General features: G+C 35.3%; 15 protein-coding genes and 1 tRNA gene. 13 read left to right on the top strand and 3 right to left on the bottom strand.

Annotated elements, in window-relative coordinates; all coding sequences use genetic code 11:
• The first annotated feature begins 1 nt into the window (after position 1).
• The 7 genes from nuoG to uvrC all read left to right on the top strand — a co-directional run bounded on the left by nuoG (position 2) and on the right by uvrC (position 9,758).
• The gene (nuoG, locus tag ABWU29_RS05360) at positions 2 to 2,050 is read left to right on the top strand and encodes an NADH-quinone oxidoreductase subunit NuoG (RefSeq protein ID WP_141456792.1); all 2,049 of its coding nucleotides are present in this window, start codon (positions 2 to 4) and stop codon (positions 2,048 to 2,050) included.
• Entirely contained in the window at positions 2,034 to 3,059 is a 1,026-nt protein-coding gene (gene nuoH, locus ABWU29_RS05355) for an NADH-quinone oxidoreductase subunit NuoH (protein WP_015588803.1), read from the top strand. Before nuoG ends, nuoH begins: the two co-directional genes overlap by 17 nt.
• Positions 3,052 to 4,047: a porphobilinogen synthase gene (gene hemB, locus ABWU29_RS05350; RefSeq protein ID WP_015588802.1), complete on the top strand. Its 996-nt coding sequence runs from the start codon at positions 3,052 to 3,054 to the stop codon at positions 4,045 to 4,047. The genes nuoH and hemB overlap by 8 nt, the downstream gene beginning before the upstream one ends.
• 146 nt (positions 4,048 to 4,193) lie before the next feature.
• On the top strand, positions 4,194 to 4,952 hold the full coding sequence (locus tag ABWU29_RS05345; protein ID WP_138265045.1) for a phosphatidylglycerophosphatase: 759 nt from the start codon (positions 4,194 to 4,196) through the stop codon (positions 4,950 to 4,952).
• Between the two features lie 44 nt (positions 4,953 to 4,996).
• Positions 4,997 to 5,836 carry a glycine--tRNA ligase subunit alpha gene (locus ABWU29_RS05340; RefSeq protein ID WP_015588800.1) on the top strand — a complete coding sequence of 280 codons (840 nt, stop codon included), beginning with the start codon at positions 4,997 to 4,999 and terminating at the stop codon, positions 5,834 to 5,836.
• Positions 5,837 to 5,839: 3 nt separating this feature from the next.
• Positions 5,840 to 7,957: a glycine--tRNA ligase subunit beta gene (gene glyS / locus ABWU29_RS05335; RefSeq protein ID WP_015588799.1), complete on the top strand. Its 2,118-nt coding sequence runs from the start codon at positions 5,840 to 5,842 to the stop codon at positions 7,955 to 7,957.
• Positions 7,941 to 9,758 (top strand): excinuclease ABC subunit UvrC, encoded by a 1,818-nt coding sequence (gene uvrC, locus ABWU29_RS05330; RefSeq protein ID WP_174516859.1) that lies wholly within the window; start codon positions 7,941 to 7,943, stop codon positions 9,756 to 9,758. Before glyS ends, uvrC begins: the two co-directional genes overlap by 17 nt.
• Before the next feature lie 94 nt (positions 9,759 to 9,852).
• On the opposite strand, the gene ABWU29_RS05325 is transcribed toward uvrC, so the two are convergent.
• A tRNA-Arg gene (locus tag ABWU29_RS05325) sits at positions 9,853 to 9,929 on the bottom strand.
• A gap of 147 nt (positions 9,930 to 10,076) precedes the next feature.
• On the opposite strand from ABWU29_RS05325, the gene ABWU29_RS05320 reads away from it, so the two are divergent.
• The 5 genes from ABWU29_RS05320 to ABWU29_RS05300 all read left to right on the top strand — a co-directional run bounded on the left by ABWU29_RS05320 (position 10,077) and on the right by ABWU29_RS05300 (position 13,761).
• Positions 10,077 to 10,850 (top strand): ABC transporter ATP-binding protein, encoded by a 774-nt coding sequence (locus tag ABWU29_RS05320; protein ID WP_141456795.1) that lies wholly within the window; start codon positions 10,077 to 10,079, stop codon positions 10,848 to 10,850.
• A 128-nt stretch (positions 10,851 to 10,978) separates the two neighbouring features.
• Positions 10,979 to 11,146, top strand: coding sequence for a twin-arginine translocase TatA/TatE family subunit (locus ABWU29_RS05315; protein WP_006013840.1), 168 nt, complete (start codon positions 10,979 to 10,981; stop codon positions 11,144 to 11,146).
• A gap of 166 nt (positions 11,147 to 11,312) precedes the next feature.
• Positions 11,313 to 11,969, top strand: coding sequence for an exopolysaccharide biosynthesis protein (locus ABWU29_RS05310; protein WP_209452352.1), 657 nt, complete (start codon positions 11,313 to 11,315; stop codon positions 11,967 to 11,969).
• Positions 11,962 to 13,335 carry a cysteine--tRNA ligase gene (gene cysS / locus ABWU29_RS05305; RefSeq protein ID WP_264378195.1) on the top strand — a complete coding sequence of 458 codons (1,374 nt, stop codon included), beginning with the start codon at positions 11,962 to 11,964 and terminating at the stop codon, positions 13,333 to 13,335. Before ABWU29_RS05310 ends, cysS begins: the two co-directional genes overlap by 8 nt.
• A gap of 6 nt (positions 13,336 to 13,341) precedes the next feature.
• Complete coding sequence (locus ABWU29_RS05300) at positions 13,342 to 13,761, top strand: DedA family protein (RefSeq protein ID WP_015588794.1); 420 nt, start codon at positions 13,342 to 13,344, stop codon at positions 13,759 to 13,761.
• Positions 13,762 to 13,793: 32 nt separating this feature from the next.
• Here ABWU29_RS05300 and ABWU29_RS05295 read toward each other — a convergent pair whose 3' ends face one another.
• Both ABWU29_RS05295 and gatB read right to left on the bottom strand, forming a co-directional pair.
• On the bottom strand, positions 13,794 to 16,817 hold the full coding sequence (locus tag ABWU29_RS05295) for an ankyrin repeat domain-containing protein (RefSeq protein ID WP_051062191.1): 3,024 nt from the start codon (positions 16,815 to 16,817) through the stop codon (positions 13,794 to 13,796).
• Positions 16,818 to 16,869: 52 nt separating this feature from the next.
• Positions 16,870 to 18,291, bottom strand: coding sequence for an Asp-tRNA(Asn)/Glu-tRNA(Gln) amidotransferase subunit GatB (gene gatB, locus ABWU29_RS05290; protein ID WP_015588792.1), 1,422 nt, complete (start codon positions 18,289 to 18,291; stop codon positions 16,870 to 16,872).
• A 1,035-nt stretch (positions 18,292 to 19,326) separates the two neighbouring features.
• Between gatB and ABWU29_RS05285 the strand changes: the two genes are divergently transcribed.
• A complete protein-coding gene (locus ABWU29_RS05285) occupies positions 19,327 to 19,506 on the top strand; it encodes a hypothetical protein (RefSeq protein WP_144054585.1) in 180 nt (59 codons plus the stop codon).
• Positions 19,507 to 19,703 lie beyond the last annotated feature (197 nt).

Here is a 19,703-nt window from a genome sequence, read left to right as displayed (position 1 = left end):
TGTGGTTAAAGTTACTATTAATTCTAAGGAATGTGAAGTAGAGCATGGGCTCACTATAATTCAAGCTTGTGAAGTCGTGGGCGTTGAAATTCCACGTTTTTGTTATCATGAGCGTTTAGCAATTGCTGGTAACTGCAGAATGTGTTTGGTTGAAGTGGAGGGTGGACCTCCAAAACCAGTAGCCTCTTGTGCAATGCCAGTTGCAGAAGGGATGGTTATTCACACTGATACCCCTAAGGTTAAAAAAGCACGTGAAGGTGTGCTTGAGTTTTTGCTAATTAACCACCCGCTTGATTGCCCAATTTGCGATCAGGGTGGTGAATGCGATTTGCAAGATATCACGATGGCTTATGGGAAAGGAACCAGCAGACTTGATGAGCATAAGAGGGCTGTGCCAAAAAAACACTTCGGACCACTGATTGAGACTGCGATGAATCGATGCATTCATTGCACTCGGTGTGTTAGATTTTTGTCTGATGTTGCAGGTACAAATGAACTTGGAGGAATCGGAAGGGGAGAAAATGTAGAGATTAGCACTTACATAAAAAGGCATATTAGTTCTGAATTATCTGGAAATATCATAGATCTCTGCCCGGTAGGAGCTTTAACTTCAAAGCCTTACTCCTTTACAGCGCGTCCATGGGAGCTATCACATTGTGAGACTATAGATGTGCTAGATGCTGTGGGTAGCGCAATTAGAGTTGGTTATCGTGGCCCGGAGGTTATGAGGATATTACCAAGGCTGAGCGAAGAGGTAAATGAAGAATGGATATCAGATAAAACCCGCTTTGCCTATGATGGACTAAAAGTTCAGCGTCTTGATCGACCTTATATAAAAAAAGATGGTAAATTAGCCCCAGTTGATTGGAATGAGGCATTAACTGTTGCTGCAAAGAAATTAAAGAATACAAAATCAAATAAAATAGCTGCAATTGCAGGTGATTTAGCAGATTGTGAGTCTATGCTTCTACTTAAAGAAATGATGCAGAAGCTCGGCTCGGGAAATATAGATTGCAGGCAGGATGGTGCAAAACTTATACCAAATAATCGTGGATCGTATGTGTTCAATACCACTATTGAAGGTATAGAGAATGCGGATTTGTGTCTGCTTATAAATACAAACCCAAGGATAGAAGCACCGATCATTAACGTAAGATTGAGAAAGAGATATTTACAGGGCAACTTTCCTGTTGCAAGTGTTGGTCCTAACATTGAATATTTGTATCATGTTGAGAAATTGGGCGATAATCCTGATATTTTGAGTGAAATAGCAAATGGAAATCATAAGTTCTGTAAGCTGCTGAGTGCTGCTCAGAGCCCTATGCTGATTATCGGTCAAGATGCATTAGTAAGAGACGATTCTGAATCAGTTCTAGTTCTAGCTGGCAAAATTGCAGAAAAATTTAACATGGTCAGAGATGACTGGAATGGCTTTAATATGCTGCATAAAGCTGCAGCAAGAGTTGGTGGGCTAGATATTGGGTTTGTTCCTAAAAAAGGCGAAAGGGATATTAATCAAATATTGGAACATGCAGAAAGTGGTGAAATAGAAGTTGTTTATCTTCTTGGTGCAGATGAAATTGACACATCAAAGTTAGAAAACACATTTGTAATTTATCAAGGTCATCACGGTGATAAGGGTGCACATGTGGCAGATGTTATCTTGCCTGGTGCTGCATATACAGAAAAATATGCAACTTATGTAAACACTGAAGGTCGAGTGCAAAGAACAAATTTAGCTGTATTTCCTCCAGGTGAAGCAAAGGAGGACTGGTTAATTATTAAAAATCTCTCGCAATATTTGGATCTCTCCTTACCATATGATAGTTTATTTGACGTGAGAAAAAAATTAGATACTATCGGTCCACAGTTTAGAAATGCTGATCAAGTGATAAAAAACACATGGGTACCAATCAGCAATGGTAAAATAAATTTAAGTAATACACCTTTTACTTTAAAGGAGTGTAATTTTTATATGACGGATTCAATAAGTCGCGCTTCAAAAATAATGGCAGATTGTACTAAAGCTTTTTATGAACACGCTAGTTAATATTTTATTTATTTTAGTACCGCTACTACTTTCAGTTGCATATTTGACATACTTTGAGCGTAAGGTCCTTGCTGCAATTCAACTGAGGCACGGCCCGAGTGTAGTTGGACCTTTTGGGCTATTGCAGCCATTTGCAGATGCTATTAAGCTACTGATTAAAGAGCCGATAATACCATTTAGAGCGAGCACCATACTGTTCATTATGGCTCCAATGCTTACCTTTATCTTGGCATTAATTGCCTGGGCAGTTATACCGTTTGGTGCTGAAGTAATTGTAGAAAATGGCCAGCAAGTAGTTATTCCTAAGGTTATAGCAAATATTAATGTTGGAGTGCTTTACGTGCTAGCTATATCGTCGCTGGGAGTATACGGCGTAATTATTGCAGGCTGGTCAAGCAATTCTAATTATGCATTTCTTGGTGCTATACGGTCGGCTGCTCAGATGATTTCATATGAAGTTTCAATAGGCTTAATAGTTGCTGCAGTCGTTATTACCACTGGAACATTAAATCTTGGAGAGATGGTGGTAGCGAAACACAATATGCCATTTTGGGTTGATTTACTACTAATGCCTATAGGAATAATATTTTTTATTTCTTTGCTTGCAGAAACTAATCGTCACCCATTTGATTTACCAGAAGCTGAAGCAGAGCTAGTCTCTGGATATAACGTTGAATATTCATCCATGCCTTTTGCCCTCTTTTTTCTTGGAGAATATGCAAATATGATTCTAGCAAGTGCTATGATGACGATATTCTTTCTAGGAGGATGGTATCCTCCGTTAGAACTTGGTTTGCTTTATAAAATTCCAGGTTTAATTTGGTTCGTTTTGAAGATAATTATACTTTTATTCGTATTTATTTGGATTAGAGCAACAATACCTCGTTATCGATATGATCAGCTAATGCGCCTTGGTTGGAAAGTATTTCTACCAATATCGGTGCTTTGGGTAATACTCATTTCAGGGGTGTTGCTCTTTACTGGGAATTTGCCTGGATCCAATGTTTAATTTCCCAAATACAAGATTAAGACGCAGGCGCTCGAGCAAATGGGTTCGCAATTTAACAAGTGAAAATAGTTTATCAGTAAACGATCTGGTTCTTCCTCTGTTTGTTCATGACAGAGAAGAAACAACTGAACCAATTTCTGGCTTACCAGATGTAAAGTGTTATTCAATAGATGGATTAGTGTCTATAGTTAAGGAAGCTAAAGATTTAGGAATTAATGCTGTTGCAATTTTTCCTGTAGTTGATAGTAAACTAAAATCTGAAAACGCTGAGGAAGCATATAATTCTGACAACTTAATCTGCAGAGCAATTTGTGCTGTAAAATTAAAGGTACCTGAAATTGGTATTATTGCAGACATTGCATTGGATCCATACACTATTCACGGCCATGACGGCATTTTAAAAGATAATCAGATGGATGTAGAAAACGATGAAACCGTGTCGATATTATGTAAGCAAGCACTTGCTTTAGCAGCATCAGGATGTGATGTAGTTGCTCCTTCTGATATGATGGATGGTAGAATAGGAAGAATCAGAAAATCATTAGATGATAACAATTTTCAAGACGTATTAATATTATCTTATGCAGTAAAATACTGCTCTAGCTTCTATGCTCCATTCAGGCAAGTCGTTGGTTCATGTGGGCTATCACATTCTATAGACAAAAGTGGTTATCAAATGGATTATAAAAATGCGCGCGAAGCAATGTGCGAAATTGAAATGGATATAAATGAAGGTGCAGATTTTATTATGATTAAACCAGGTATGCCATATTTGGATATTATCAAAACAGCAAGTGATAAGTTTAATTTTCCGATTTTTGCTTACCAAGTAAGCGGTGAGTACGCAATGATAAAAGCTGCTGCAAATAATGGCTGGCTAGATTATGACAAGGTGATTTATGAATCTTTGATTGGTTTCAAACGTGCGGGTGCAAGTGCAATATTCACTTACGCTGCACTTGATATTGCAAAAAATTTAAGTGCATAAGCCCTATAAAATTATTAAATTTTTGGCGCACGTTCTTCTACTGTTGCTGCATATTACCTAAAATCTTCCAATACATGTTTTAAGCTATTGATAAGTCTATTACAATACAGTATTATAAATAATATAAACCAAGTGTTACTTAGAACATGGGGATTTTTTTTAAATTTTTGGGGAAGATGCTAGGCAAGGTTTTTCCTGCTAAAACAGTAAGCTCTCTTTTAGGAATAGGATATTTACCAAGTTGGCAGAACTATTGGTCTTCTTTTTTAATATTATTTATTGTCGATGTTATATTAATTCTTACATATGGAGGCGAATACTTACTATATAAAATGCCAGACTCAGGAATAGTCGTAGCTGCTGTTTTTACAAAATTGGCAATAGTTATGTTAGTAATGCAATTAATTGGAATATTTATTTTTCATGCTCAAGACCCTTCAGCAAACAGTGGTGAAGAAATAGTAATACAAATAGCGTCAGGGCAAGTACTGACTGTAGCACTTTCAATGCCGGCAATGATGTCGATTTATTATGCTGTAAGTAAACTCTATGGGAATATATGTAAGCAGATGTTTCAATGCCCATTTTGGTTTAATGATTTTATGCACTTTTTCTTTTTTCTTATGATACCTTACGTATTTTTTAATGTCGTAGAAGTGATAAAACCATGGCCAATAAGTTCAATACAGCTCAGCTATAATAATGCAATGTCAATTACATTTGAGGGGATTTTTCACACATTTTATGCGGTGATTTTACTGTATTTAACAGCATTTATATTCTGCGATTTAACTATGCATGATGCAATTGTCCTAAATAAAAGCATAATTCAGTATGTGAGGGAAAGTTCAGCAGTTTTAGGTGATTATTTACATGATACTGTTAAAAAAATAGGTATTGAATAGTACTTATTTATTTATATATTTAGTATAAAAAGTGTGAAATTTGTGTGAACTTACAAAGTATAATAAAAGAGTTACAAGATTTTTGGGCTAGTGAAGGATGTGTTATACTTCACTCATACACATCTGAAGTTGGTGCTGGCACATTACATCCTGCAACAATTATGTCTGCAATTGATACAAAACCGGCAAAAATTGCATATCTACAACCAGTAATTAGGCCAGCAGATGGGCGCTATAGTGATAATCCTAATCGTTTGTATCAACATTACCAATATCAAGTTATAATAAAGCCATCTGGTAATAATTTACAAGACGTCTATTTAGATAGCTTAAAAGTTCTTGGCATATCTACAGAAAAATATGATATTAAGTTTGTTGAAGATGATTGGGAAAACCCAAGTGTTGGTGCATCAGGACTTGGATGGGAAGTTACATGCAATGGAATGGAAGTAACACAGCTTACTTATATACAGCAAGTTGGAGGGATTGACTGCAAGATGATTCCTGGTGAGGTGGCATATGGGTTGGAACGTTTAGCAATGTGCATACAAGGTGTAGATAATGTTTACGATATAATTTGGAACGATAACGGTGTAACTTACGGAAATATTTTTAAACAAAGAGAATATGAATTTTCTTATCTAGCATTAGATTATTATGATACTAAAGTGGTACAGCAGCAATTCGAAGATACGGAAAAATTGTGCAAGTTCCTTATTGAAAAGGAGCTACCAATGGCAGCTTATGACCAATGTATTAAAACTAGTCACCTACTTAATCTGCTTGATGCAAGAGGTGTGCTTGGTGTGAATGAACGTACAGCTTATATTGGTAGAGTTAGAGAGCTGACAAAAAAATGTTGTGAATTGTACATGAGTAAATAGCGTATGTCGTTGCAGTTGTTATTTGAGTGCCTTTCAGAAGAAATACCACCGAGAATGCAGAATGTAGCTGTAACTCAAGTTAAGAGCTGTATTGCCAATGTTTTTAACAAAAATAATGTAAAATTTACATCAATGGAGGTTTTTGTAACAGCACGTCGCATTACCCTATTTGTCGACAACATAAATGCTTTGGAGCTAAAGGATTCCAATAACGAAGTTAAGGGACCAAACATTAACGCACCAAAAAGTGCTATCGAAGGTTTTTTAAGAAAATATCAGAAAAATGAAGAAGATTTGCTCGTTCGAAAAGTAAATAATGAGGATTTTTACTTCATTAAAAGAGAAAGCTGCTCATTTAACATTCAAGAGTTTCTTAAAAATCAACTAGGAGAAATATTAAAAAATTTCTCTTGGCCAAAAAGTATGAGATGGGGCAAAGGAAAAGAAAGGTGGGTTAGGCCAATTAAAAACATTTTATGCATTTTAAATGACGAAATAATACCTGTGTCTTTTGCAGGGATCACAGCATCTAACACAACATATGGCCATCGATTTCTCTCAAGTGGTACAGCGTTAACTGTTAAAGCACCTAAAGACTATTTTGAATTGCTAGAAAAAAACAGTGTAATTCTCCAAATGGACAAAAGAAAGCAATTTATACTAGATCAGATTAATAAATTCACAAAAGAGCAGAATTTACAACTTGAGAAAAATGATTATTTACTAAATGAATTGACAGGGCTTATAGAGTGGCCAATCGTGCTGTTTGGTGAAGTAAATCAAGAAAAGTCATTTGGATTACCGAAGGAAGTAATACTTAGTATAGTTAATACACAACAAAAATACCTTGCTTTAAGTAATGGAAAGAGAATTTCACACTTTGTCACTGTTGTCAACGTCAACAATGGTGAAGTTGTTAAAGGGCACGAAAGAATATTAGAAGCACGTCTTGCTGATGCCCAATTTTTAATATCTCAAGATAAAAAGGAAAATCTAGATTATTATGTCAAAAAATTAGGTTCGATATTATTTCATGCTTCTCTTGGCAGCGTTGGAGAAAAGGTAAAGCGTATTACGGCTCTGTCAAAGTATATAGCTATATTTATTCCACATGCTTCGCTGATAAAAGTTGAACGCGCTGCATATTTGGCAAAAGCTGATTTGGCAACATCGATAGTAAGAGAGTTTCCAGAATTACAAGGAGTAATGGGTGGATATTATGCTTCTTATTTTCAAGAAGATAAAGAAATAGTGGAAGCTATAACTGAACACTATAAGCCAATCAGATCGGAGCAAGAATGCCCTAAATCCCCTTCAGCAATTGCTGTGTCAATTGCAGACAAAGTGGATAGCTTAGTTGGTTTAATTGCAGCAGGTGAAAAAATCTCTGGTTCGTATGATCAATTTAGTTTGCGGAGAATGACAATTGGTATAATTAGGACAATACTTGAAAATAATTTGCATGTTCCAATTAGGCTATTGATAGACAAGTCAGTATCTTTATATTCAAAACTTCTATTTAATAAAAATACAACGTCAGCTGATAAGCCAAATAGAAAACAAATTTCAGAATTAGTATTTAAATTCTGCTTAGAAAGATTCAAGGTTATTTTAAAAAATAGAGATATAAGACAAGATGTCGTAGATTCAATACTATATAAAATCGATATTAATGATCTGCTGACAGCAGAAAAGCAAACTGTTATATTGGATCGTTATCTTAGTACGCCAGAAGGTGAACAGATTCTAAGCACTTACAAAAGAGTCAGTAACATGATGAGCAAAGTAAGAAAAAGTGATGGCACTACTTATAGTGCATCTTACGGTAAGAGGTTTTTGATTGAAAGTGAAGAAATTGCGCTATCAAATTGTGCTATAACTGCTTGTAAAAACATAAAACAAGCGATAAAAAATAACCACTTTAATGTAGCACTTGATGAACTTGCTGGTTTTGCTCCGTTTATCAATCAGTTTATGGACAGTGTAAAGATTAACTGTGATTCTGATAAACTGAGGAGAAACAGATTATCTTTGCTTGAAAATGTAGTTTCCATCTTTCATTTAGTAGCAGATTTTAACCTCATACAGGTTAAGCAATGGATAAATGCTCAGGCAATATAAAGAACAAATCAAATCATCTCCACAGTCCTGTGGCGTGTATAAGATGGTTGGAGATAAGAATAAAGTTTTATATGTTGGAAAAGCAAAAAACTTAAAGTCGAGATTATCCGACTACCTTCAATTCGAAAACCTTTCTGAACGAATTAGAGTTATGCTCTTACAGGTTATTAAGGTTGAAATATTCATCACTGAGAATGAAATCGAAGCACTGCTTCTTGAAGCACAGCTAATAAAATCATTGAAACCACTTTATAATATTGTGCTCAAGGATGGAAAATTTTATCCTTATATAACAATTTCCAAGCACGATTATCCAAGAATAGCAAAATATAGAGGCAAATTTAAGAAAAATGAGTTTCATTATTATGGTCCCTTTACATCTGCCGCTGCTGTTAAGCAAACTATATTGTCATTGCAAAAAGCTTTTCTCCTAAGAGTATGTTCAGATCAATACTTTTCCTCAACAAAAAGACCATGTATTGAATATCAAATTAAGCGCTGCTCAGCACCATGCATAAACAAAATCACAAAAGACGACTACTGCCAATCAGTAAAACAGGCACGAAATACATTGCTTGGAAGAAATAAGGAAGTGAAAGAACAGTTACTTTTCACAATGAGAAAGTGCAGCAGTGAAGAAAACTATGAGCTTGCTGCTATATATAGAGATCGGGTAAAGTTTCTTGAGCAAATTCAAATACAGCACACGGATTTTTCTTTTGAAAAAGATGCAGATTTCTTCAGTATTGTACGTGAAGAGGATCTAGCATGTATTAGTGTGTTATCGTTCAGAAATAAAGACAACTACGGCAGCACTCCTTACTTTGCCGAGAACTGTGGTGATCACTCAAATGATGAAATTTTATCCACCTTTTTGGTCAATTTTTATAATTCAGCTAACATACCTCCAATACAAATTTACGTTCCAGATTCTATTGTGGATAAGGAAATTATAGAACAAGCACTATATAAGGTTGCTCAAAAGCCAGTAAAAGTTCTGCATGCAAAGAATAAAAAAGAGCGTGATTTATTGAAATTTGTTTATGATAACTCTCAGCATAGCTTAGAGCAGAAGCTTATCGATTATAGAAATAACCTAGAAAAGCTTGAGGAGCTTAGCAAAATCTTCTTGTTACCAAATATTCCAAAGCGTATTGAGGTTTATGACAATAGCCATATATTTGGAAACCAACAAATTGGTGTAATGGTTGTTGCAGGGCAGGAGGGTTTTTTAAAAAGTGAGTACAGAAAATTTACTATAAAGGAAAAATTTTCAGGCGATGACTATAAAATGATGAGGGAAGTGCTAACCAGACGTTTCTCCGGCAATATAAAAGGCATAATACCTGATTTTTTACTGATTGATGGTGGACCAGGACATGTTTCCATAGTACAGAATGTACTGGAAGTATTGAATATAAACGTTCCTTTTGCTTGTATGGCAAAAGGTCCTGATCGTAACGCAGGAAATGAAAGATTTTATATGCTGGGCAGGGAAGAATTCAGTCTGGCAAATGACAGCAAAGTCATGCTTTACTTACAATCGCTGCGTAATGAAGCCCACCGTTTTGCGATAACTTCACATAGAAAAAAACGCGATAAACAGTTTATAGTTTCACAATTAAGCAAAATACCCGGCATTGGCAACAAAAGAAAAAAAGCGTTGATGTCTTATTTTGGTTCAGTGAAAAATATAAGCAAAGCTTCTCTGGCTGAAATTCAAAACGTACCTGGAATTAGTAAAGGTTTAGCAGAAGTCATTCTTAAACACGTAAATTATAAGAGAGGAGTACTGGAATGACACAAAACCCGTTTTATTATTAGGGAATTTATATCTTAAAACCGCAAAAAAAGGTGTGCGTATTTGTGAAAAAAAATCTCCATGAAATTTAATGTGGTGGGACTAGTGCGATTCGAACGCACGACCTTCAGATTAGGAGTCCAACGCTCTATCCTGCTGAGCTATAGTCCCGTGTTTCCTACCATTCATGTAAAGTTATAGCAAAAAATCCTTTCTTTTCTAGATTTCTTGCATAACCAATTTATGACGACAAAAAACATTTCTGTACTTCTTGAGTATAATGCTATTATATTTAATAACATGGTTTAAGTAAGATTAATGCTAGTTAACAATATTGGTTATTTCTATAACAATCAAAACGACTTTGCTTTAAGCAATATAAACATTAAAGTAAAGAAAGGAAATGTTGCATGTTTATTGGGGCATTCTGGCTGTGGCAAGTCAACAATTTTGAAATTAATTGCGGGGATAGAAAATCCAAAATCTGGAACTATTTTTATAAATGATAGGTTAGTTGCAAGTAATAAGGCATCAGTCGCTATAGAGCATAGAAATATCGGATTGATTTTTCAGCATTCTGCATTATTTCCTCACAAAACAGTAGTAGAAAATATAACCTTTGCTATCCGCAGCTCTTCCAAGAGAGAAAAGCACCTAATTGCATTGGAAATTTTGAAGTTACTCAATATAGAAAAATACGAAAATATGTACCCTAACGCCTTATCTGGAGGACAGCAACAATTAGTTGCAATAGCAAGAGTGATGGCACAAAACCCTGATGTTGTGTTGTTAGATGAACCATTTTCTAATTTAGATATACTGCTCAAGTGCCGAATAAGACAACATATATTGTCCCTTTTTAGAAGTAAAAATATCCCTGTGCTAATGGTAACTCATGACCCGCAAGAAGCATTGAAAGTTGCAGATTTTATCTACGTAATGAAAAATGGTAAAATTATTCAATCAGGAGTTTCTAGCGATATATACCATAGGCCTCAAGATGATACGCTAGCAAAGTTTTTTAGTGAGCTCTCTTCTACTCTACAGTTAAGCGAAAAGTTTCCACTTATTCGCTGCAAGAAAATAATCTAGTCTGGAATTGTTATAAAATAATTAAAAAACCTTGATTTATAATTAAATAAAGGTGATATAATCTATGTGTTACTTGACTTCAGTCAAGTTTTAATATTTAAAGGTCAATATTTTAAATGGAGGTGAAAATGAGTTTAGGACCATGGCAATTGTTTCTAGTCTTAATAATAATTTTAGTTCTGTTTGGTGCAGGCAGATTACCGCAAGTTATGGGTGATTTAGGAAAAGGCATCAAAAACCTTAAACAGGAGCTTAAGGACTCAGAAAAATTATCGTCTAACGAACCAGATCGTTAGCGTCCTCATACTTCGTGACATGCACCTTAGTGCATGTCATCTGTTTAAAAACTTAGTCAGGTTAAAGAATGAAAGAGATGAAGTATTGGTATGAAATAAATAACAAATATTGAAATACAGCAACAACTATGTTAGCTTAGGAGGAATATTTTATTAAAAGATAATTGTGCAAAAAAGTGAGAAACTAACTAAAGATAAAAAACTAGCTTCTGATATTCTAAAAGAGGTTGCAGATACCAATAACAATGATAGCAATAAAGTAACTTTGTTTGACATTAAAACAGCTTTGCATGAGCGCGGTTTTGGTATTTTAATAATCATCTTCTCCTTGCCGCTATCGGTGCCTATACCGGTTCCACCTGGTTATACAACTATTCTTTCTATACCTTTAATCTTATTCTCACTGCAGCTTCTATTTGGATTTGATTCTCCTTGGATGCCGCATTGGTTGGAAAGAAGGTCTTTTCAGCGTTCAACACTAGCTTTTGTGGTAGAGAAAACTTCTCCAGCATTAAAAAAAATAGAAAAGTTCATGAGACCAAGAATGTCTTTTATTTTCTATGGGCCCGGTGAAAAAATTTTAGCTTTTATAATGCTGCTTTGTGCGTTATCAATAGCTCTTCCACTACCTCTTACTAACTTCATTCCTGCAATTGGTACGACTCTTATTTCGCTTGGTATCATGAGTAAAGATGGGTTTCTATCCATATTGGGAGTTCTAATATCATTGTGTGGGTTATTGCTTACTCTTGTTGTAGTAGTCAAAGGGCCACAACTTATCATTGGGGCATTTTCTTTTCTCAAAAGCTTCGTATATGGTTAGGCTTTACAACACCTTAACAAAAAAAAAGGAGCTTTTTACACCTATCGATAAAGATCATGTGAAAATGTATGTTTGCGGACCAACAGTATATGACACAGCACATATAGGCAATGTACGGTCTGTTGTTGTGTATGATGTGTTATTTCAGCTACTTAAGTTTTGTTATGGCAAAGTTACCTATGTGCGTAACATAACCGACATTGATGATAAGATAATTAATGCAGCAAGTGAAAAAAATAGCAACATAGAAAGTATAACCACATATTACATTAAAGCTTTTCATGATGATATGGAAAGCATAAATTGTAAAAAACCAACATACGAACCAAAAGCAACGGAAAACGTAGATTACATTATAAAATTAATTGAACATTTGCTGCAATCAGGCCACGCTTATGAATCTGACAAACACGTGTATTTTAATATAGAATCTTACCATGAATATGGTGCTTTATCAGGAAAAAAAACTGATGAATTGGTTCCAGGTAGCAGAGTTGAAGTTAATGAAAATAAAAAGCACCCTGGAGATTTTGTGCTGTGGAAGCCTGCAAATGATATTGACTACAAACTTTCAAGTTATTGGAATAGCCCATGGGGAGAGGGCAGACCTGGATGGCATATAGAATGCTCAGCAATGTCATATGCTTACCTTGGCAAAGATTTTGATATTCATGGTGGCGGCATAGATTTACAATTTCCTCACCATGAAAATGAAATTGCACAGAGTAAGTCTGCATTTGCTGGATCAATGTTTGCAAAATACTGGATACATAACGGCTTTCTTACAGTAAATGAAGAGAAAATGAGCAAGTCCTTATTTAATATAGTCAAAGTAAGAGATTTGCTAGATAGTGGAATAAAGGGTGAAGTAATACGCTATGCACTGCTCAAAACTCACTACAGAAAACCACTTGATTGGACAGAAAACGTTATTTCTGATGCACAGGAAACCTTAAATAAATTTTATCGGTTATTACGTGGTTTAGATACAATAAGTATTGATGAAAGTAACGCAGAGATTTCTAAAGATTTTATAGACGCTTTAAAAAACGACTTAAACATTCCTGAAGCTCTAGCTATATTACATGAAATGGCTGCAAAAATTAACAAAATGAGTAATGAAAGTGAAAAGCTTAAATTAACTGAGAGTTTTGTTAAGAGCGCCAGATTTATTGGTCTTCTTGAGTCAAGTTATCAAGAGTGGTTTACTGCTGGTGTGAGTCATCAAGAAATAGAAAGATTGATAGATTTAAGAAGAGCAGCAAAACAAAATAAAGATTATAATACTGCAGACAAAATAAGGGACCAGTTGAAACAAATGGGGATTACAATTTCTGACAATGAAGATGGTACAACAACCTGGTAAACTCATATGGAAAACTACTTCCTGTTATTCACAGATAGTCTAGTATCGTCGTTAGTTTTACCCATACATCAAGGTTTTGTGTTCAATACCATGCTTTATTTCAGGTCGTATTACACTCCACTACTTATGTTATTTTTTGGAGTACTAGGATCAAGCCTTGGTGGAATAGTTAACTGGTATTTAGGTAGAATAACAATCTCTATACGAAAATCATACCGCAAACTAGAGAACGAGCATAAAACACCAAAAATCGTAAAAAATCTACTGATTTGTGCAGTTACATTACTTTCATGGGTGCCGGCACTTGGAAGTGTGATTCAAATTTTATCAGGTTATTTTAAGTTAAACCTTTATATCCTTGCCCCTTTAATCATTCTATCTAATTTCCTCTATTTGTTATATCTAATACTTACTTTTGGCGTATAACAGCTATAGTACTACAGCCATTAAAGCCCAAGTCATAGGATGGATGCACCATGAGCTAAAAGTAACTCCACAAGGTCCCTATGATTGAAATCAGTGGCATAATGTAATGCTGTTCTTCCTTCATTATTTTTAGCGTTAACATCGGCGTTGTGTTTTAGTAGTACTTTTGCTACATCAATCTTTCCATTCATAGCAGCGAGGTGTAGTGGTGTGTTGCCGTCTTTATCCTTAGCGTTAACATCAGCACCTTTTTGAATGAAGTATTCTGTTGTTCCCAACATTTCATTCAAATCATCCCCCCATAATAGACGGTTATTCTTGGCAATCAAGTGCAATGGTGTCCAGCCACGTTTGTCTTTAGCATCAACATCACTACCATCTTCAACAAGACATCTTACTACCTTCAAGTTCGCGTATAAAACTGCCCAGTGTAACGACGTTAGATCATCATTATCTTTAGCATTAACGTCAGCACCTTGCTCTATAAAATATCTTACCATATCAATCTTTCCTCTGATAGCAGCCCAATGCAATGGAGTACCGCCATATCCGTCTTTGATATCAATATCAATTCCTTTACCAATTAGGTACCTCACCGCATCCAGTTTCGCAAACCTAATAGCCTCATGTAACATAGTTTTGCCATTGCTGTACCTAGCACTAACATCAATACCTTTTTCTTTTATAAGGTATTCTGCTATATAAAAATTTTCATTCTCAACAGCCCAGTATAACGCAGTCCAGCCATAACTATCTTCAATATCAACACTAGCGCCTTTATTTACAAGATATTTTACCATGTCTAACTCTCCACTCTTAGCAGCCCAGTATAATGGCGTTTGGTAAAAACAGTCCCTAACATCAATACTAGCACCTTTATTGATCAGGTATTTTACTATGTCCAATTTCCCATTTCCAGCAGCTAAATGCAATGGAGCAATATCACACCCATCTTTAGCATTAACAATCTCACTAAGCTTATCTTGATGTTTTTTCTTTATATATGCTAATAAGTTTTTAATCGCTTTATAATCATCATTTTCAACAAGCAAATGTAAATTAGTATCTTTGTAAAAGTCATCAATCAACCTACCGTGTTTACTTGCATATCCCCAAATAGATGCAACATGAATTTTACTATCTTTCGCTAAATCACCACTGTTTATCAATTCTAGAGCCTTTCTGAGGGTTTTCTCTTCTTGTCGGTTCTCTTGTAATTTTAATCTTGTTACTTCCTGTACTAACCTATGGACATTTAATACACTTTGGTTTTGTTCACCGCCCACCATGGAATATCTCACAAGTAAACGGATGGCTAGCTTTAACTGCTTTTTCTTATAATCACTTACCGAATTTAAGAATATTTCTCTAGCGATTTTATCAGGTGCAAAATAAGCCAAAACATCTAAAATCTCTGAAGCTAATGGTCCATATTGTTCATCACTTCTTACTTTATCCATCGTAACTTCCCAAGCTGTAAAAGTTGTTTTAGTATAGTTATTATCAATTCCTTGAAATATTTTAGACTTAAGCAACTTCTTAGCTTTCTTTTCATACTCTTTTAGGTAATCACTAATTTTAAACTTCTCTATTATTCTCTGATCTTCGATATATGATATTGCTTGTTGTATAGCTAAAGGAAAGCATTGCAACCTTCTTACCAAATTTTCTATCTCCCGATCTTGCGATTTATCTTTTTTTAGTATATTAAATCCTTTTTTAACAAACTCTATAGCGTCTCTTTGTTCCAATTCTCCTAGCTTTATAACGTCTATTCCCTTTTCCAGTTCCTGATCATGCGAGGTAATCAAAATATGAGGCTTGTTAAGATCAGGAGATAAAGAAAATGGCAAAAATTTACTTATCTTTTTGTACTCTTGAACGTTATCGAAAATGAACAGGCTCCTCCTTCTTGCGAAGAAAGCATATACTTCTCTAACAATAGTTTCTATCGTTTTGTCGTTTCCATACTTATCTTTGGGAGAAATACCTAATCTATTTCTAGCTAACCTTAAGAAAGAATCTTTCATAGCTTCAAAGTTTTCAGCGTCTATCCATATAACATTGTCGTCATAATATCTTCTATATTTACAAGCATATTTTCTAGCTAACTGGCTTTTTCCCATCCCCCCAGGACCACTAATAGACGTTATGTATGAAATTACAGCACCTTTGGGATTGCGTTGTAGCGAATCATGTAGCATTCCCAAATCCTCATCTCTTCCTGTAAATAGTCTGACTGGACCTCTTACATCAAACCAAACCGCTCCTAAAATTTCCTCTCTTATTTCTTCAAGAAGAGCTTTTGCTTTCTCATATGATAGAAACTCCTCTTCTTCTTTCTCCAGCAAAATCAGCACTTCTTCCTGGTAACGGCTGTAAAAGTGCTTTGCATCAGTATTGCTGAATTCCTTGCCCAATTCACTCTTAATAATTTCACTAAGTTCAGTTCCGCTTGGCAAATTGACTGCAAATACTAATTTATTTAAAAAGTCTTCTATTTCTTTATTGCTGACTTCTCTACCTACCTCACGCTTTACAAAATCCTTATTTTCCTGCAAATATGAGATAATACTATTATCAAATTTATATCTTACACCATCACCTACATCCAGAAACTCATCTTGTGTGTCTATTCTTATGACTGAAATTTCCTTTCCTTTATTCTTCCCACTCGGCATCATTCTCAGCTTTCTTACTGGATGCGATGTCGAATCCGCGGAATCAAAATCATCATTTGTAATAATGACAAAATCCTCTATTTCACCCTCAAACTCTCCACTACTTTTGATCTTTAAATAAGCAATGAGATATTTTATTAAGCCAAACGCACCATCCTTTCCCGGTGTTAATAAGTCACCTATGCTGATCTTTTTGTGCCTACCCTGCCTGTGCTTGACTTGTATGAATCTATGTACTATTTTCCCATCTTGTTCATACCGAAGAACAATATCATCAAAATCCTTAGCTGATTTTTTCTCTGTGAATAGGCGGAAAGAATACTCTCTATCTACTGCATGTTTAGGAAACAGCATTAGCCATCTCGCTTGATACATAATACCATGAAAGGTGCGCTTAACCGCCGAGCAGGATAATCTTACAGGCACCTCACTCTAATCTCTCACTCAAAATTGAATTCACAACATCAGGGCTGGCTTTTCCCTTGGTGAATTTCATGACTTCACCAACAAAGAAACCATATAATTTTGTTTTACCGCTTTTGTATTCTTGAACTTTATCTTGGTTGCTATTGATGATTGTGTCGATAACTTCTGATATTTGACCTCTATCGGTTATTTGCTTTAGGTCCTGCTCTTCTATGATGAGAGATGCAGGTTTGCCAGTTTCAAACATAATATCAAAAACTTGTTTACCAAGTTTAGCAGAGATTGTTCCATCAACGATAAAATCTAAGAGTTCGGACAAAGCATTTGCTTTGATTGGGGAGCTCACAATATCAATATTTGCTTTATTTAAACGACCGAAAAGCTCTACAGTTAACCAGGTGACCGCGAGCTTTGAATCATGTTTTTTTATCAATTCCTCAAAGTAATCAGCAATCGCCTTATCGGAAGTAATGACGTTTGCATCGTATTCGTTGATACCTAATTTTTCAATGTATCGCTGCTTTTTCTGCTCTGGCAACTCAGGTAAAGATGATTTAATAGAATCGATTTTATCCTGGCTTACCTCAACAGGTAATAAATCAGGCTCAGGGAAGTATCTATAGTCGCTTGCATCTTCTTTGTTTCGCATCACTTTTGTTTTTCCCAAAGCGACATCAAACAATAAGGTATCTTGACTTATTTCTTCTCCACTTTCTAAAATTTCAATTTGTCTTTGTATTTCATAGTCTATAGCTTGCACAATATAACGTATCGAGTTCAGATTTTTTATTTCACAACGAGTGCCAAATGTACTACTGCCTTTTAGGCGAACAGAAACATTTGCATCACAACGAAGTGATCCCTTTTCCATATCACCATCACACGAACCAATGTAACGCAAAATCTGCCTCAATCTTTTCATGCATTCTGCAGCTTCTGCAGATGAACGGAGATCTGGTTCTGAAACAATTTCCATTAAAGCAACCCCTGCACGATTTAAATCTACATAAGTTCTGCTTTCCTCATGAACGCTCTTTCCTGCATCTTGCTCTAAATGAATTCTCGCAATTCTTATTTCTTTTTCATTGTCGTTGATAAATACTCTACCGTTTTTAACTATTGGCTCAAAAAACTGAGTTATCTGGTAACCTTGTGGTAAATCAGGATAAAAATAATTTTTCCGATCAAAGTAAGAATACTTATTAATTTCTGCAGAAAGTGCAAGACCAGTGCGTATTGCTTGCTCTATGCAGTAATAATTTAGTATTGGCAGCGTACCTGGCATTGCCGCATCAACTAGAGAAACTTGAGTGTTATGCTCAGCACCAAATTCCGTTGATGAGCTAGAAAATAGCTTCGTATTAGAAGAAACTTGAGCGTGTACCTCAAGCCCAATTACCGCTTCCCAATCCTCTTTCGTCATGTATTTTATTTAAATGATAATCTTAATATTCTGCAAAATTAGCACAAAAAGTCAAAACAAAACTCATGTTAGCTAAGTGGTATGCAGATTGTTTTACCCATAGAAACGGGTTAAATGCAAAAGATTACTTGACAAGCTTCGCCAGCCCTCTTATCATAAAATTGAAGCTATTTATTTATCTTCTCTGTACAGATTAAATGACAAAAAAACTCACGTATCTGGCGTCTCATGTTTAATTTTTTGCACTATGTGCACCTTATGTCTTTATAAAACTTCTACCTACATAAGCTGAAACGCGCTTATAAAGCGTTTAAAACATAAAAAAACGCCAACTTAAAAAATGGATAGTGAATAACTAGCTACCCTAGGGTTTCTTTTGCCTTTTTTTCTGTTTAGTAAATTTCTTAACGTTTATAATTTAGATTAGTTGCGGTTTAAAAGCAACTGAATCGCGGTTATTAAGTGTTTAGAATAAAAAAATGCCATACTTGAAAGTATAATGTAAGTAATTAGCCAACCACGGGGCTTCTTTTGCCTTTTTTTTCATTTGGTAAATTTCTTAATGTTTGTAGCTAAACGATAACCGTCATCCCGCTACTTGTTAGCGGCCGAGATACCGCGAATGAATTGCGGTATGACGTAGGATTGCTGTCATTCCAGTGCCAAGCACTGGGATCCAGCCTTTATTATTTGGTTGAAATTAAGTCTTCTGGATCCCAGTGGGCTTTGTTGCATCGCTAGCTATGATGGATTAAAGATAAAAAAGGTGGAGAATATCAGTAGCTTATTATTCTGGTATTTATAACAAGAACGGTCAGTGAATACCTAAATTTGAGTAAAAGAAATTTCACTACCACTCACTAATCCGGCTAAAATTCAAGAATTTCAATGCTTTAGCTATTTTCAATAGAATTAAATTTATTAATATAAATAATAAATTACTATTCTTAAATTTGATCAGATTGATTGCAAAAAAACAAGATTTTCAATAGGTTGCTTATAATCCTAATTATAGTTAGCCTTTCATAAGTAGCGATGCAACAAAGCCATCCCAGTGTCAGCTACTTGGATGACACCATTCTTTTTCCTGGATTCCAGTGTCTGGGCACTGGAATGACATCCTCCCTTGTGGAGATTGCTCTCAAATCACAATGTTCGTACAGCTATGCAAACACAAAGGTGTCATTCCAGCGCGTGACGCTGGAATCCAGTTGAGCTATTTCAACAAAAATACTGCATTTTGAGATGAACGTCTATTCTCACCAGACTTATTTACAAGTATAACAATTAAAGTCTGGATTCCAGTGTCAAGCACTGGAATGACATCATAGGGGCACTGCCCTTTTGGATGGAAACCAGTGTCAGCTACTTAGATGATACCTTTTTTCTACTTAGTTTGGGTTATGCAAGAA

This window comes from Wolbachia endosymbiont (group A) of Phasia obesa, from assembly GCF_964028125.1.
Lineage (GTDB): Bacteria > Pseudomonadota > Alphaproteobacteria > Rickettsiales > Anaplasmataceae > Wolbachia > Wolbachia pipientis.
This window is presented reverse-complemented; position numbering and strand designations above follow the sequence as displayed.

Bases quoted from the DNA above. Each gene is read 5' to 3' on its own strand.
- nuoH (WP_015588803.1), top strand. From the start codon at position 2,034: ATGAACACGCTAGTTAATATTTTATTTATTTTAGTACCGCTACTACTT.
- hemB (WP_015588802.1), top strand. From the start codon at position 3,052: ATGTTTAATTTCCCAAATACAAGATTAAGACGCAGGCGCTCGAGCAAA.
- ABWU29_RS05345 (WP_138265045.1), top strand. From the start codon at position 4,194: ATGGGGATTTTTTTTAAATTTTTGGGGAAGATGCTAGGCAAGGTTTTT.
- glyS (WP_015588799.1), top strand. From the start codon at position 5,840: ATGTCGTTGCAGTTGTTATTTGAGTGCCTTTCAGAAGAAATACCACCG.
- uvrC (WP_174516859.1), top strand. From the start codon at position 7,941: ATGCTCAGGCAATATAAAGAACAAATCAAATCATCTCCACAGTCCTGT.
- ABWU29_RS05320 (WP_141456795.1), top strand. From the start codon at position 10,077: ATGCTAGTTAACAATATTGGTTATTTCTATAACAATCAAAACGACTTT.
- ABWU29_RS05315 (WP_006013840.1), top strand. From the start codon at position 10,979: ATGAGTTTAGGACCATGGCAATTGTTTCTAGTCTTAATAATAATTTTA.
- cysS (WP_264378195.1), top strand. From the start codon at position 11,962: ATGGTTAGGCTTTACAACACCTTAACAAAAAAAAAGGAGCTTTTTACA.
- ABWU29_RS05300 (WP_015588794.1), top strand. From the start codon at position 13,342: ATGGAAAACTACTTCCTGTTATTCACAGATAGTCTAGTATCGTCGTTA.
- ABWU29_RS05295 (WP_051062191.1), bottom strand. From the start codon at position 16,817: ATGTATCAAGCGAGATGGCTAATGCTGTTTCCTAAACATGCAGTAGAT.
- gatB (WP_015588792.1), bottom strand. From the start codon at position 18,291: ATGACGAAAGAGGATTGGGAAGCGGTAATTGGGCTTGAGGTACACGCT.
- ABWU29_RS05285 (WP_144054585.1), top strand. From the start codon at position 19,327: ATGCAACAAAGCCATCCCAGTGTCAGCTACTTGGATGACACCATTCTT.